The organism is Microbacterium sp. 05N427, from assembly GCF_056397105.1.
In genome coordinates, this window is record NZ_JBFTMT010000010.1 from 213353 (window position 1) to 227624 (window position 14272).

At 70.3% G+C, this 14272-nt stretch carries 16 protein-coding genes; 10 read left to right on the forward strand and 6 right to left on the reverse strand.

Annotated elements, in window-relative coordinates:
• The first annotated feature begins 17 nt into the window (after positions 1–17).
• Positions 18–641, forward strand: coding sequence for a TetR/AcrR family transcriptional regulator (locus AC1DG4_RS11950; protein WP_477378438.1), 624 nt, complete (start codon positions 18–20; stop codon positions 639–641).
• A gap of 64 nt (positions 642–705) precedes the next feature.
• Positions 706–1731, forward strand: a complete 1026-nt coding sequence (locus tag AC1DG4_RS11955) for an agmatine deiminase family protein (RefSeq protein WP_477378440.1) — start codon at positions 706–708, stop codon at positions 1729–1731.
• A 124-nt stretch (positions 1732–1855) separates the two neighbouring features.
• Here the strand turns inward: AC1DG4_RS11955 and AC1DG4_RS11960 are convergent, their stop codons facing one another.
• Positions 1856–2482 (reverse strand): TetR/AcrR family transcriptional regulator, encoded by a 627-nt coding sequence (locus AC1DG4_RS11960; RefSeq protein WP_477378442.1) that lies wholly within the window; start codon positions 2480–2482, stop codon positions 1856–1858.
• 83 nt (positions 2483–2565) lie between these two features.
• Between AC1DG4_RS11960 and AC1DG4_RS11965 the strand changes: the two genes are divergently transcribed.
• On the forward strand, positions 2566–3729 hold the full coding sequence (locus AC1DG4_RS11965; RefSeq protein WP_477378444.1) for an agmatine deiminase family protein: 1164 nt from the start codon (positions 2566–2568) through the stop codon (positions 3727–3729).
• A gap of 163 nt (positions 3730–3892) precedes the next feature.
• Here AC1DG4_RS11965 and AC1DG4_RS11970 read toward each other — a convergent pair whose 3' ends face one another.
• Positions 3893–4975 carry an ABC transporter permease gene (locus AC1DG4_RS11970; RefSeq protein WP_477378446.1) on the reverse strand — a complete coding sequence of 361 codons (1083 nt, stop codon included), beginning with the start codon at positions 4973–4975 and terminating at the stop codon, positions 3893–3895.
• Positions 4976–5086: 111 nt separating this feature from the next.
• On the opposite strand from AC1DG4_RS11970, the gene AC1DG4_RS11975 reads away from it, so the two are divergent.
• On the forward strand, positions 5087–5692 hold the full coding sequence (locus tag AC1DG4_RS11975) for a TetR/AcrR family transcriptional regulator (RefSeq protein WP_477378448.1): 606 nt from the start codon (positions 5087–5089) through the stop codon (positions 5690–5692).
• 40 nt (positions 5693–5732) lie between these two features.
• On the opposite strand, the gene AC1DG4_RS11980 is transcribed toward AC1DG4_RS11975, so the two are convergent.
• Genes AC1DG4_RS11980 through AC1DG4_RS11990 form a run of 3 tightly spaced genes read right to left on the reverse strand, consistent with a single transcriptional unit; the run spans position 5733 to position 7951 of the window.
• Positions 5733–7010 carry an RNA polymerase sigma factor gene (locus AC1DG4_RS11980; RefSeq protein ID WP_477378450.1) on the reverse strand — a complete coding sequence of 426 codons (1278 nt, stop codon included), beginning with the start codon at positions 7008–7010 and terminating at the stop codon, positions 5733–5735.
• Entirely contained in the window at positions 7011–7367 is a 357-nt protein-coding gene (locus tag AC1DG4_RS11985; RefSeq protein WP_477378452.1) for a YciI family protein, read from the reverse strand. It lies immediately after the preceding gene.
• A gap of 14 nt (positions 7368–7381) precedes the next feature.
• Positions 7382–7951, reverse strand: coding sequence for a dihydrofolate reductase family protein (locus tag AC1DG4_RS11990; protein ID WP_477378454.1), 570 nt, complete (start codon positions 7949–7951; stop codon positions 7382–7384).
• Between the two features lie 180 nt (positions 7952–8131).
• Between AC1DG4_RS11990 and AC1DG4_RS11995 the strand changes: the two genes are divergently transcribed.
• A complete protein-coding gene (locus AC1DG4_RS11995) occupies positions 8132–8659 on the forward strand; it encodes a hypothetical protein (protein WP_477378456.1) in 528 nt (175 codons plus the stop codon).
• Positions 8660–8755: 96 nt separating this feature from the next.
• On the opposite strand, the gene AC1DG4_RS12000 is transcribed toward AC1DG4_RS11995, so the two are convergent.
• A complete protein-coding gene (locus AC1DG4_RS12000) occupies positions 8756–9388 on the reverse strand; it encodes a LysE family translocator (protein ID WP_477378714.1) in 633 nt (210 codons plus the stop codon).
• A 193-nt stretch (positions 9389–9581) separates the two neighbouring features.
• Between AC1DG4_RS12000 and AC1DG4_RS12005 the strand changes: the two genes are divergently transcribed.
• The 5 genes from AC1DG4_RS12005 (at position 9582) to AC1DG4_RS12025 (ending at position 14269) form a co-directional block, all read left to right on the forward strand.
• Positions 9582–9788, forward strand: a complete 207-nt coding sequence (locus AC1DG4_RS12005; protein WP_477378458.1) for a three-helix bundle dimerization domain-containing protein — start codon at positions 9582–9584, stop codon at positions 9786–9788.
• 112 nt (positions 9789–9900) lie between these two features.
• Positions 9901–10821 carry a S1C family serine protease gene (locus tag AC1DG4_RS12010; RefSeq protein ID WP_477378460.1) on the forward strand — a complete coding sequence of 307 codons (921 nt, stop codon included), beginning with the start codon at positions 9901–9903 and terminating at the stop codon, positions 10819–10821.
• A gap of 77 nt (positions 10822–10898) precedes the next feature.
• Positions 10899–11597, forward strand: coding sequence for an NADPH-dependent F420 reductase (locus AC1DG4_RS12015; protein ID WP_477378462.1), 699 nt, complete (start codon positions 10899–10901; stop codon positions 11595–11597).
• Positions 11598–11747: 150 nt separating this feature from the next.
• The gene (locus AC1DG4_RS12020) at positions 11748–13664 is read left to right on the forward strand and encodes a sensor histidine kinase (protein WP_477378464.1); all 1917 of its coding nucleotides are present in this window, start codon (positions 11748–11750) and stop codon (positions 13662–13664) included.
• Entirely contained in the window at positions 13661–14269 is a 609-nt protein-coding gene (locus AC1DG4_RS12025) for a response regulator transcription factor (protein WP_477378466.1), read from the forward strand. The genes AC1DG4_RS12020 and AC1DG4_RS12025 overlap by 4 nt, the downstream gene beginning before the upstream one ends.
• Positions 14270–14272 lie beyond the last annotated feature (3 nt).

The window sequence follows — 14272 nt, forward strand, 5'->3', positions numbered from 1 at the left end:
GGAGGAGGGGGTCGCGAGTGTCTCGTCATGCAAAGGGCAAGGAGCGGGAGGAGATCGTCCTGCGCGCCGCGGGCGAGGCGATCGCCGACCTCGGGTATGCCAACGTCCGCGTCTCCGATATCGCGGAACGCGCCAACATGACCACTGGTCACGTCACCTATTACTTCCCGTCCAAGAACGACCTGCTCCTGCTTGCGATCCAGCGCAGCGAGGAGCAACTGGTGCAGCAGTCCCGAGAGGAGCTCGCCGGCATCGAGGACCCGATGGAGCGGCTGCGTCACCTCATCGGCCTGGCGGCGGCGAGCGGCTTCCAGGACGACGGGTGGCTTCTCTGGCTGCAGGCCTGGGCGAACGGGCTTTCCGACGCCAGCGTCTCCCAGAAGCACCGACAGCTCGATCAGCGCTGGTTCGACATGCTGACCGAGGTGGTCGAGTACGGCCGCGGCCGTGGGGTGTTCCACGTCGCGAACGTGGAGGATGTGTGCGAGACCATCGCCGCCATGATCGACGGGCTCTCCATCCAGGTCACCGTCGGGGCGGGCCGGGTCGACCGTGCCCGCATGCTCGAACTGCTCGAGGGCGGCGCGGCGGCGCTGCTGCGCGTGACCGAGACCGAGACCGTCACGAACTCCATCGGGTGATCCCTTGACGTGAAATTGGATGTCATCCAAAATAGTGGGAAACCACTCTTTGGAGGACGTACTCATGGCATCGTTGCCGCTCACCCCCCGCGCCGCTGGATTCCGCATGCCGCCCGAATGGGCTCCCCACTCGGCGACGATCATGCTATGGCCGTCACGGCAGGCGCTCTGGGGGGACCGCTATGACACGGCCCGCGACGAGTATGCGAAGGTCGCGGCGGCGATCGCCGAGTTCGAGCCCGTCTTCATGGTGTGCGAACCCGACGCCGTCGCCGATGTGCGCCGGCGCTGTCCGTCGAGCGTCACCCCGCTGCCGTTCGGCGCGGACGACTCCTGGGCGCGAGACTGCGGTCCCACCTTCGTCACGGATGACCGAGGCGACCTGGCGGTCGTGAAGTTCGGCTTCAACGCCTGGGGAAACAGGTTCCACCCGTACGACCACGATGCGCTCGTTCCGGAGCGCATCGCCGCGCATTTCGGAGTCCCGGTGTTCGCCGCGCCGATGGTCCTGGAAGGCGGATCCTTCTTCGTCGACGGGGAGGGCACCCTGATCACGACGGAGCAGTGCCTGCTCAACCCGAACCGCAACCGGCATCTCGGTAAGGCCGACATCGAGCAGATCCTGCACGACTATCTGGGCATCGATACGGTGATCTGGATGCCGTACGGGCACAGCCTCGACACGGGCGCGACGGGTACCGACGGGCATATCGACGGCGTGGCTCAGTACGTCGCCCCTGGCCGGGTCATGCTCGAGGTGCCCGAGTCCGAGGACTCCACCGAGTTCGCCCGCGCCCGAGCGAACCTCGCGGCGCTGCGCGCGAGTCTCGACGCGCGGGGCCGGCCCATCGAGATCGAGAAGTTCGATCCGCCCCTGGACGCGGAGGTCTCCTACGCCAACCACTACCTTGTCAACGGCGGCGTCATCGTGCCGATCGACGGGGGTGTCGGGGTCGAGGGATCGCTCGATCGTCTGCGAGAGATCTACCCCGGCCGAGCGGTCGTGGGTGTCCGCGCCGACACGATCGCCACGGGCGGCGGGGGACCGCACTGCATCACTCAGCAGATCCCCGCAGGCCTCTCCCTCTGAGAAGGCTCCCGCGTCGGGCTGAGGGAACTGCGCGGCCCCTCTGTGTCACTTCTCGTGGCGCAGAGGGGCCGGCTCTCGGGGGTGAGGGGAGGGGGCGGCAGTGCTGCTCGCCGGCCGTCTCCGATTACCCCGTGCGCTCGTCCGGCGAGCGGGCCGGATCGATCAGGACGGCGCGGAGCGCGGGTTCGAAGGACTCCGCGATACCGAGCGCGCCGTATGCGGCGAGCCCGTCGGCCGCGGCCGCGGCCGCCGTTCCGAGAGCCTCCGCATCCAGGCCTCGGGTGGGCTGCTCAATGGCCAGGATGCGGAAGAGGTCGACGAAGCCCTCACGCCAGGTGCGGTACTCGTCGGCGAGACGCTCGCGCACCCGCGCATCTCCCTGCGCCATCCAGTGCAGAGCGGAGAACAGGTTCGCGGAGGAGGTGCTCTCCGGCTCCACGAGAAGCGCCAGGACGCGCTCGGCGCGATCCAGGAACCGGCCAGGCGGGTCCACCGCCTCGCGGAGCGGGGTGATCCATTCGGGCCGGAGATCGTCGATGACGGCCAAGACGAGTTCCGTCCGGTCATGGAAGTGGTAGTGGCACATGCCGTGCGTCACGCCGGCGAGCGCCGCCACGTTGCGCGTCGTGAACGTGCCGTCCTGCTCGCCGGAGAGCAGCGCTCGGGCGGCGTCGATGAGGCGGGCACGCGTCGCCTCGCCTCTGGCACGCCGCACCGGCGCCGCGGGGTCGAGGTCGGACGTCTGCGCCATGGGTACATGGTATCCCTCTATTGCTAACCAAGCGCTTGGTCAGTTAGCCTGATCGCAACAGCTTCCTACGAGAAGGAGTCGACATGACCAGGTCCTCACAGATGCCCGCCCGGTGGGCGACCAACAGGCGCGGCTTCCTCGCGGCGGTCGGCGTCGGCGCGGCAAGCGCCGCAGCCGCGCCCCTCCTGGGTGGCGCGCTTCCCGCGTCGGCGGCAACGCGCGCCTCCGCCGCTAATGCGTCATCATTCGCCGTTCCCGCGGAGGATATTCCGCACACCCGAACCTGGATGGCCTTTCCTGACAGGACCAACATCTGGGGTCGAGGACTCGCCGGCGTTCAGGAAGACATCGCGCGGATCGCCGCGACGATCGCCGAGTACGAGCCTGTCTACCTCTGCGCGAACGCGAAGAGCGCGGCCAAGGCTCGCTCGCTGTGCGGAAGCGGAGTCACCGTCTTGACGGACATCCCGGTCGACGACTGCTGGATCCGCGACACCGGCGCGATCTTCCGCACGGACGGCAGCGGCGGCATGGATGCGGTGGGCCTGAACTTCAACGGCTGGGGMAACAAGCAGGCGCACTCCAATGATGCCAAGGTCGCCTCGCGCATCGCCGACTACGTCGGGGTGGGCATCGTCTACGGAGACCTCGTGGGCGAAGGCGGCGCCGTCGAGCAGGACGGCGCGGGAACGCTGATGGCGACGCGCAGCAGCCTCGTCAACAGCAACCGCAACCCTGGCATGTCGGAGCGAGACATCGAAGCCGCGATGCTCGACGCCTACGGTGCGAACTCGGTCATCTGGTTCGACGGGGTGAAGGGGCAGGACATCACGGATGACCACGTCGACGCGACCTCTCGCTTCGTCGCCCCCAGCCGCGCCGTCGTGCAGGTGCCCTACGCCTCGGACAACGACGCCTTCGCGAAGGACGCCAGGAAGCAGTTGGCGGTCCTCTCCTCGGCGCGCACCGCCGATGGTGCGCGCATCACGGTCACGTCTCTGCAGGGGCCGAACTACGATCGGATCCGCTCCACCAACCGGGACTTCCTCGCTTCATACGCGAACTATTACGTCTGCAACGGTGCCGTGATCATGGGCCAGTTCGGCGACGCGAAGGCGGACGCCGCAGCCAAGGCCACCCTGGCGGCGCTCTTCCCGGGACGCGCCATCGAGCAGCTCGACATCGACCACCTCGGCACAGGCGGCGGCGGCATCCACTGCGTGACCCAGCAGCAGCCGGCCCACTAGCCGCGATCGTGACGCGACGCGCGCGAACCGGTCGCAGGACGCCGGAGGTACACCAGGGTGGCGGCTCCGGCTCCGGCGCCGACGCCGACGCTGAGCTTCGAGGTGCGCCGCGTCGCGCTCGGCGGCTTCGGCGTCAACAAGATCGCGCAGACCGGCGCCGAGCTCAGACGGCGGCGACGGCCGCGTCCGCCGGATTCTCCTCGAGCGCGAGCCTGCCCTGGTCCCTGAAGTGGCCGATCACCACGAGGAGCAGCCCTACAACGGCCCAGCCTGACAGGACCAGGATCGGGAACGAGGGGTCCGCGTCGGGGAAGTACGAGCTGTCGCGCAGGAGCGAGTTGCCGGCTCCCGGCGGAAGCCACTGACCGATTGCTCCCCACGGGGAGGCGAGGAACTCCTTGGGGAACTGCGCGCCGGAGATCGGATTGCCGATGAGCATGAACAGCACGGGCCCGACGGCGATCCCGGGACGCCCGAACAAGGACGCGAAGCCGACGATCGTCGCCCCCATCGCGAGGAGCGTGAGACCGAAGGCCCCGGCGTTGGCCCAGTAGTTCCCGCCGAGGAAGCCGAACCATCCCTGCATGATCCCGGCGATCGCGAGTCCGCCGCCGGCCGCGTAGACGAACAGCGACGCGACGCGGCGCCAGGCGCCGGAGACGGCGAACGCGATTCCGATGCCGCCGATCATGCCGCCGAAGACGAGGGGGAGCGCGGCGGAGGCGAGTCCGACCCCACGGGTGTCGGTGCTCACGAGGGGGACGACGTCGGTGAGCGGGACCGTGACGGTCGGTGCCGTCGGTGCACCCGCCGCCTTGGCCGCGGCCTGCTGCTGCGCCATGGCCTGCAGTTGGGTGTGGAGTTGGGTCATGATGGCCGAGGTCGCCGCCCCCGCGGCGGATGCCGTGAGCAGTTCGGGCTTCGTGCCGAGGACGATCGCCCCGTACGCCTGCCGGGTCTTGATCTCGTGCACGGCGGCGTCGCGATCGTCCACCTCGATCAGGCGGAAGGTTCCGCCGCCCTGCTCGTCGAGAGCCTTCTTGACGGGGTCGAGTGCGGCGGCGGGGCCGCTGATCGCGATCGGTACGTCCTTCGGGTTCAGGGTCGCGCTCGGCCAGGAGAATGCGAGCACCACGAGGCAGACGACGGCGGACAGGACGACGCCCATCAGCGCCGCGCGCGCCCAGGGCGTGTGCGGAGCGTGCGTGCCCTCCGGAGAAGTGCGGGTGGAGGCGGAATCGGACATGTTCCTCGTATTCCTCGCGACGATGGCGACTTAAAAAACGAATGTACGTTCTTTATAATACTTCAAGAGGTGCCTGACAAGATGCTTCGTCGGTTCGGAGAGGATGGACCCATGCCGAAAGTGAGTGACGCGCACCGGGAGTCGCGCCGAGACCAGATCCTCGACGCGGCCGTCGCCTGTTTTCTGCGCCGTGGAGTGAGGGCCACGACCATGGCCGAGATCATCGCCGAGTCCGGTCTGTCCGCGGGGGCGATCTACGGATACTTCGACGGCAAGCAGGCGATCGCCCTTGCGGCGATGCGCCGCGAGGCCGCAGGACGTGCGGCGGAGCTCGAGACGGCCGCCCAGGGGACAGCGGTCTCGCCGAGTCAGATCATCCGCATCGTGTCGGACGCCTTCCTGCGCCGTTCACCGTCACCGGCGCTCATCGTGCAGATGTGGGGAGAGGCGGCGAGCGACCCGGAGTTCGAGCGGATCGCGTCGACGGCGTTCCAGGAGCTCGGGGCGATGTTCGGGATCCATCTGGGCCGATGGGCGGAGGTTGTGCAGGGCATCGGACCCGACGAGGCCACGGAGTGGGCGGCGAGCATGCTCCCTGTACTGCTCGGTCTCGTGCAGGGGCTCATCCTGCAGAGCACGCTGCTGCAGGGGTTCGACCGGGAGGCGTACCTCGCGGGCGTCGATCGCCTCTTCGGCGGCGCACAGGGCGAGATGTGACGGGCGGACGGCACGCACGAGTCGGCTCGGCCGCGTGCGCTCAGCGGCCCGCGCGACCCCGCAGCATCGCCCGTTCGGCCGCGTTGGCGGTGAGCTCCGCCGCTCGCAGGAACTCGACCCTCGCCTCAGTCGCGTGCCCGAGTCGCAGGAGGAGATCGCCGCGCACTGCGTGCAGCAGGTGGTACTCGTCGATCGCGCCTGAGGTGACGACCGCGTCGACGAGCTCGAGCCCCGCGGCCGGCCCGTGCAGCTCGGCGACGGCGACAGCCCGGTTGAGCTCGACGATCGGCGAGGGGAACCGCGCGGCGAGGACGGCGTAGAGGCCCGCGATCCGGCGCCAGTCGGTCTCCGGCTGCGTCGGCGCCATCGCGTGGGCCGCGGCGATCGCGGCCTGCAGCGCATAGCGCCCGGGCGGCCGCTCCCGGTCCCTGGCGAGGGTGTGGGCGCGGGCGAGTGCCGCGTAGCCGCGTCGGATCAGCAGCCGGTCCCACCGCGTGCGGTCCTGATCGCGCAGCAGCACGAGGCACCCGGCGGCGTCGTGCCGGGCGCGTAGCCGGGATGCCTGCAGCTCCAGGAGCGCGGCGAGCCCGTGCACCTCCGGCTCGGCGGGCATCAGCGCGCATAGGATCCGGGCGAGGCGCAGCGCCTCGGTGCAGAGATCGACCCGCATCCATTCGTCCCCCGCGGTGGCGGCGTAGCCCTCGTTGAAGACGAGGTAGATCACCTCGAGCACGGCGTCGAGCCGGGTGGCGAGCTCGGCGCCCGACGGCACCTCGTAGGGGATCCGCTCGTCGCGGATGGTCTTCTTCGCGCGCGAGATGCGGCGCACGATCGTCGGCGTCGCGGTCACGTACGCCCGCGCGATCTCCTCGGTCGTGAGCCCGCCGACCATGCGCAGCGTCAGGGCGACCTGGGAGGTGCGCGAGAGCGCCGGATGGCAGGCGGTGAAGAGCATCCGCAGCAGGTCGTCGGGGATCTCGCCGTCCACGATCGACGCCGGATCCGACATCGCGGAAAGGTCGGCGAGGAGCTCGCTCTCCAGTAGCGGGAGCCTACGGGCGAGGGTCGTGTCGCGGCGGATCCGGTCGATTGCCCGGCGCTTCGCGGTCACGGTCAGCCACGCGCCCGGGTTGTGCGGGACGCCGTCTCTGGGCCACTGCTCGAGCGCGGCCAGATGCGCATCCTGCGCCAGATCCTCGGCCAGCGTGATGTCGCCGACGAGGCGGGTCAGCACCGCGACGAGCTGTGGCCACTCGAGCCGCCACGCCGCATCGACCGCGCGCTGCACCGCGCGGTCGAGGGGCGGGCCGTCGGTCACCTATTCGCCGTCGAGCTCGCGCAGTTCGAGAGCCATCGTCCACTCCGGTCCGTGGATGCGCAGGAATCGCGTGCCCCATTCGACGGCCTCGTCGCGGGTGCGGGTCTGCAGCAGGCAGTAGCCGCCGACCATCTCCTTCGACTCGGTGAATGGCCCGTCGACGACGGTCACCTCGCCGGCGGCGAGACGGATCACCGCGCCTTCCTCGGGCGGGCGGAGGCCGGCGGTGTCCAGCAGCACGCCCGCCTTCGTCATCTCCTCGAGCAGGTGACCCATCTCCTCCTCGAGTCGGGAGTCGGGTGCCCAGTCGGCGGGCAGATCCTCGATGTCGGGCCGGATCAGAAGCAGGTATCGCATGGTCTGATCCTCTCTCACGCCACGCCGTAGCGCAGGTAGGTCGCGCCGGCCGCGAACGAGCGCGACTCCTCGAGGGTCAGCTCGAGGTCGGTGCCCGTCGGGAACAGCGGCGTGCCGCCGCCGATGACGACGGGGTGGACGATGACCCGGAACTCGTCGATCAGGCCGAGGTCGAGGAACGAGTGCACCAGTTTCGGGCTCGCGTAGATCGCGATCGTGCCGCCAGGCTGCTCCTTCAGCTGCCCGAACTCCTCGGCGAGGTTCCCGCGGATGAGGCGCGTGTTGTTCCAGTCGGCGGACTCGAGCGTCGTCGACACCACGATCTTGTCCACTGCGTTGACCCATTCCGCGTGCGCGCGCTCGGTCGGTGTGCTCTCCGCGTTCGGCTGCGTGCTCCAGTAGCCGGCCATCCCCAGGTATGTCTCACGTCCGTAGACGGGGAGATCGAAGTCCTCCTGGATGTGCGGCGCGTAGGCGGAGAGCTCCTCGTCGTACGCGCGGTTGGTCCATTCGAACCCCATCCCCTTCCCCGACGACACGTATCCGTCGAGCGTCATGTGCTCGAATGCCACGATCTTCCGCATGTGCATTTCCTTTCGGTGCGGGGCCGCTCTTCGGCCCCTTCACTTGTTCCGTCGAACGACGCCGGCAGATTCGGACACGCGGATCCGGACACGCGGATCCGAACACGCGGATCCGGACACGCGGGAAGACGGGCGCTCACTGTCGGAGGCCCTGAGGTGCGGCTGCGAGAGGATGGTCCGGTGAGCTATGACGCGGCGGAGACCGTCTTCGAACATGCGGGACGGCGGATCCGGCTCGAGACGAACGCGCAGTTCGACGCCCTGGTCGGGGCGTTCGAGGCGGCGGTCCCTGCGCTGTCGGAGGAGCAGGCGCTGGTCGAACTGCGCCGTGGCGACTGGGCGGGCTTCGTGCAAGGACTGCAGTGGGAGGCGCCGAGCGGGTTCGTCCGGGTCTGGACCTCGCGCCCCGACGCGCTCATGGAGCACGCGGGCAGTGGCGCGCGCAGCGTGGTGTGGCTGATCGCGCACCACGGGATCACGGCGCGGCTGTTCCGGCACGACCCCGGCACGATGCTCTATGCCCCTTTGCGCATCGAGGCGCACACGTCGAAGGCGCCGGGGACGACGCTGAGCTTCGAGGTGCCCGGTTCCCGGCTCGCCGGCTTCGGCGTCAACAAGATCACGCAGGCCGGCGCCGAGCTCGACCGCGCCCTCGGCGACCTCATCGAGGATCTCGGGCTGCCGCGACCGGCAGCGCTGCGACGCTGACCCGGTCGGCGGTCGGCGGTCGGCGGTCGGCGGTCGGTGGTCGGCGGTCAGCGGTCGGYAGTCCGCAGGTGCGCGTCTGACCGATCCGGCCGCCTCTCAGGCCTTGTTGTCCGTGAGCAGCAGCACGCCGCCGAGGCCGATCATCATGCCGCCGCCGGTGCCGCGGACGGCGGCGAGCCGGCGTGGTGACTTCGTGAACCAGGCTCGCGCCGAGCCGGCGATCAGCGCCCAGGTCGCGTCGCAGGCGAAGGCGATGACGGTGAAGACGAGACCGAGGATCAGCATCTGCAGCGGCACGGCGCCCGCGTGGAAGTCCACGAACTGCGGCAGCGCGGCGACGAAGAAGACGATGGTCTTGGGGTTGGTCGCCCCGACGATGATTCCCTGACGCAGCATGACGAGCGTCGACATCCGCCGCTGGCTCGTCGCGGTCGCGTCCCCGATGCCGTCGCGCCGGTGACGGATCGCCTGGATGCCGAGGTAGGCCAGGTAGAGCGCACCGAGCACCTTCACCGCGGTGAACAGGGCTACGGACTGCGCGACGATGGCTCCCACGCCGAACGCGACAGCCCCGATCGGGACGAGGCTTCCGAGCTCGTTGCCGAGCACGCTCCAGAGCCCGGCGCTGCGTCCCCACGCGAGTGAGCGTCCGATCACGAAAAGCACGCTGGGCCCGGGAACGGCGATCAGGACCAGCGACGTGAGGGCGAAGGCGATGAGGGCTTCCATAGACGGCACGAGACGAACCTATGCCCGTCGCCGCCCGAGCGCCAGCGGCACCCGCCCACTACCGAGTCGTCCCCCTCAGCGGATGCTCTGGGCTCCGCTGAAGGGGACGACTCGGTGGTGTGAGCGCCGCCAAGTCGCTGTGGATCACCTGTCTCGCTTGACACGGGCGGGGACGGAAGCCGACGATGGCGCCATGACCCGAGAAGCGTCCGACGAGGACAAGGCGATCGCCGACGTCATCGAACGTCTCCAGACGAGGTTCCCCCAGACCGCGGAGATCGAGATCGACGGTGCGGTCCGGGACGCGCAGCGCTCTTTCGAGCAGGCCAGGGTGCGCGACTTCGTGCCTGTCCTCGTCGAGCGTGAGGCCCGCGCGCGGATCGAGCGACCGGCCCGCTGAAACGGCCCGGTCCGGGCTCCGCAGGCCGGGTCTCGCTCCGAGCCGCACGGCGACCCGTCAGCCCTGGGCGAACTCCGCCCGCGGGCCTTCGGCGCGGGCGGAGACTCTGGGCATGGACGACAGTGAAGCCCTCGACGCCTACTCGACGACGGTCGTCCGCGTCGCGGAGACGGTGCTGCCCTCGGTCGCCGCCGTCAGCGTGCGCACCGACGGCGGAGCCGGCGCCGGGAGCGCCTCGGTGTTCCGCGCGGGCCTGCTTCTCACGAGCGCGCACGTGGTGGCCGGCGCGCGCGAGGTCGGTCTCGCATTCACCGACGGGACCTCCGCGGATGCGCAGGTCGTCGGATCCGATGTGCTGTCGGATCTGGCCGTGCTGCGGGCTCAGAGTCCGATCCCGGATCCGGTTCCGCTCGGCGACGCCGCACGCCTCAGAGTCGGGCAGCTGGTCGTCGCGCTCGGGAATCCGCTCGGGCTGGCAGGCAGCGTGACCGCGGGTATCGTCTCGGCGCTGGGCCGCTCGCTGCCGACCGCGTCGGGGCGCGTGATCGACGAGGTGGTCCAGACCGACGCCGCGCTGAACCCCGGCAACAGCGGGGGAGCGCTGGCCGACAGCTCGGGCAGGCTCGTCGGGGTGAACACCGCCGTCGCGGGCATCGGACTCGGGCTCGCTGTGCCGATCAACGCGACGACCCTGTCGATCGTCGACACGCTCGCGACGTTCGGACGCGTGCGGCGCGCCTGGCTGGGGGTGGCGGGCGCGAAGGTCGCGCTGACGCCCGAGGCCGCTGCGAAGGTCGGATCCCCGACCGGAATGCAGGTGATGTCGACCGTCCCCGGAAGCCCCGCCGCCGTCGCCGGCGCCCGGCCGGGCGACGTCGTTCTCTCGATCGACGGCACCGCGGTCTTCGACCCGACCGGGCTGCAACGGGTCATGGTCGAAGGCGCGATCGGGCGGCGGATGGAGATGGTCGTCCTGCGTAGCGGCGCGCTGATCGATCTGGTGCTGGAGCCGGAGGAACTGCGCCTCGGGTGACCTCGCGCTCGCCGCAGCCGGCGGGCTCGTGTTCATCGTCGTCACGGCAGAGAGAGGCTCCTGGATACGATGGCGCCGTGGCGGACACGGGACCCCGGATCGAGACGCTCGGCATCATCGGTGTCGGGCGAGTGGGCAGCGTGCTCGCGAGGCTCGCGGTAACGGCCGGTTACCGCGTGCTGGTCGCGGCATCATCGGATCCGGCGCGGATCGCACGCGCGGCGAGGGCACTCGGCGCGACCGCGGTCGACGTGGCCGAGGTCGCCCGAGCGGCCGATGCCGTGCTCCTGGCTCTGCCGCTCAGCCGGCACACCACCCTGCCCGCCGAGCCGATGCGGGGGAAGCTCGTGATCGACGCCATGAACTACTGGTGGGGCGACGGGATCCGCGGCGACCTCGACGATCCGCGCACGTCCACGAGCGAGACCGTGCAGCGGTTCCTGCGCGGATCGCGGGTCGTGAAGGCCTTCAACCACATGGGCTATCAGGACCTCGAGGACGACACCCGGCCCGCGGCTGCGCCCGACCGCAAGGCGATCGCGATCGCCGGGGACGATCCCGACGACGTGGCGCACGTGGCACGGCTGGTCGACGACCTCGGGTTCGATCCCGTGGTCGCCGGTGATCTCGCGAGCGGCATCATGCTGGAGCCCGGCGCGGAGGCCTTCGGCGCCGACGTCGGCGCCGCCGAGCTGCGGGCGATGCTGCAGCGGTTCCCCACGTCGCAGCGCGGCATCGTCGTGGCGAGGGCGCGCGCCGCGGATCCGGGAGCCTGACCTGCCCGCCGAGCAGGCCGACGGCATGATCTAGGAGCAGGACGAGCGGTCTTCGCTGCGCCGGGACGGCGTTGCTTGCAACCTCTCCGGAGCCGGAGCAGGGTGGAGCCAGGGGGAGCTCCCCGCGCGGCCAGAGAGGGCGACATCGTCATGAGCGAGACACGGGCCGTGACGTCGCTGATCGATCCCCGGTCGGGGCGTGGAGTGCGGGTCGCATTGTGGGCGTACGTCGCCTGTCTGCTCGTGTCGAAGCTGATGGACGGCAATCCGCACCCCGGGCCGGAGTATCTGCCGTGGGTCCTGACCTGCTTCGTGTTGCCCGTCTGGTGGCTGACCGGCAGAGGGCGCGGGCCCTGGCGTCGGGCGCCGTGGGCGCTGCTCGCCGGGCAGGTACTGGTGTGCGCGTCGGGTCTGGTCATCTTCGGTCCGCGCTGGGTCGGCGGAGTGGACGGCCTGCTCGGTGCGCTGGTGCTGCTGGTCGTCGCCGCGCCGCTGCGATGGTGGTTGTTCGGCGTGCTCGCCGTCGCGGAAGCGACCGTCTGGGCGGCGGTCAGCCTGCCCTACATGCCCGTCGCGGCCAGCGTGATCTGGGTCGCCGTCGCGTTCCTCAGCACGAGCCTGGGGCTGTACGGGATGGCGACCGCAGCGATCCTGGTGGACCGCCTCGAGACGACGGCGGAGCTTCTGTCGGACGCCGCAGCCGAACGCGAGCGCGCGGCGGCGTCGCGGGAGCTGCGGACATCGATCGCCGATCGCCTCGATGGACTGCGCACCGAGGCGATCTCGGCGCTTCGCGCGCAGACGCCTCAGGACGCGGGGCCGGCGTATGCGGCGGTCGGGAGACTCGCCCGTGAAGCGGCGGTCTCCGCACGCACGATCGCGACATCGCCCGCCGGCCTGGAGGCCCCGCGCACGGGCCCTTCCGGACTGTCCTCGCGCACGGCGGCGCGCATCGCGACCACCGTGACGGTGCTGTACGCGGTGCAGTTCCTCGCGAACACCGTGGTCGCCGCGATCCGGACGGGGACGGCGACGGCAGGGATGGCGATCGCGAGCGTTGTCATCGCCGTCTCGGCAGTGGCGGTTCAACTCCGACACGCGACCGCGACCCCGACGCGACGTCCGGCGGGCTGGCGGTGGACCTTTCTGCTGGAGATCGCATCGTGCTTCGCGCTCTACCCGGTCTTCGGGGCGGCGAGCGGCCTCTTCCTCGCGTTCGTCGGCGCCAGCGCGCTGCTGCTGCTGCTGAGGGGGCCGGCGCGCTGGGTCGTCTTCGGAGGGACGATCGCCGCCCTTCCCTTGCTGGTGGTGGCGGGCTCCGAGGATCTCGCGCGTACGGGCGTGGTGTCGTGGGCGTTGTACGCGGCGGCCACGATGGCATACACCGGTCTGCTGCTGTACGTCCTCGCCCGACTTCCTGACGTCGCTGCGCGCCTGGAGCACGCAGGCGCCCAGCTCGTGGCCGCGAGAGCGGAGCAGGAGCGGATCCGGATCGCTCGGGACGCGCATGACGCTCTCGGTCTGGCGCTGTCCACGATCGCGTTGAAGAGCGACCTCGCGCAGGCGCTAATCCGGATGGATCCCGTGCGTGCGCGCCGGGAGACCGTGCAGATCCTGCGGCTCGGGCAGAACGTGCAGGCTGACGCGGCCGCCGTCGCGCTCGGAGACCTGAATATCGGCGTGATCCCGGAGCTCGATGCCGCGGGCGAGGCGCTCAGGGCGGCAGGCGTCGAGGTGCTCGTCGAGCACGACCCCTTGGCGGTTCCGGAACCGCTGGACGCCTTGCTGGGCACAGTGCTCCGCGAGGCTGTCACCAACGTGCTGCGGCACAGCGATGCGCGCCTCTGCACGATCCGGATCACCCTCGACGCTGCCGCGGCCGCCCTCACGGTCCGCAACGATCGTCCACTGCCGTCCGGCCGTTCGACGGAAGGGACAGGGCTGCGCAACATACGAACCCGTGTCGCCGCGTTCGACGGCACGGTCCGCGTGATCTCGGGAGGAGAATCGTTCGAGTTCACAGCCGTCGTCCCTCTGACGAAGAATCCCCCAGGAGGCTCATCATGATCCGGGTGCTCATCGCTGAGGACTCGACGATCCTCCGCGACACGCTCGTGGCGGTGCTGAGCCTTGAGGACGACATCCACGTCGTCTCCGCCATCGCGGCGGGCGATCGGATCCTGCCCGCGGCACTCGAGGACCCGCCGGACGTCGCGGTCCTCGATCTCGATCTGCCCGGTATCGACGGCATCCGGGCTGCGGCGCTCCTGGCCGAGCAGCTGCCGGCCTGTCGCGTTCTCATCCTCACCGCCCACACGCAGCCGGCCAACCTTCGCGCGGCGCTCACCGCACGCGTGTCCGGATTCCTGCCGAAGGACGTGACCGCCGGAGAACTCGCCGCCGCGATCAGGTCCTTGGCGGCCGGCGGCCGCGCCGTCGACCCGGAACTCGCCCTGACCGCGCTCGAGGCAGACCCGAATCCGCTCACCGCACGCGAGGTCGAGGTGCTCCGGCTTCACGCACGCGGGCTCGATCCGCGCGACATCGCCGCTCAGCTCTTCCTGTCGTACGGCACCGTCCGCAACTATCTCGCGGCCGCCACCGAGAAGGTCGGGGCCCGCAATCGCACGTATGCCGCGATCATCGCCGAGGAGCACGGCTGGCTCGGATGACCG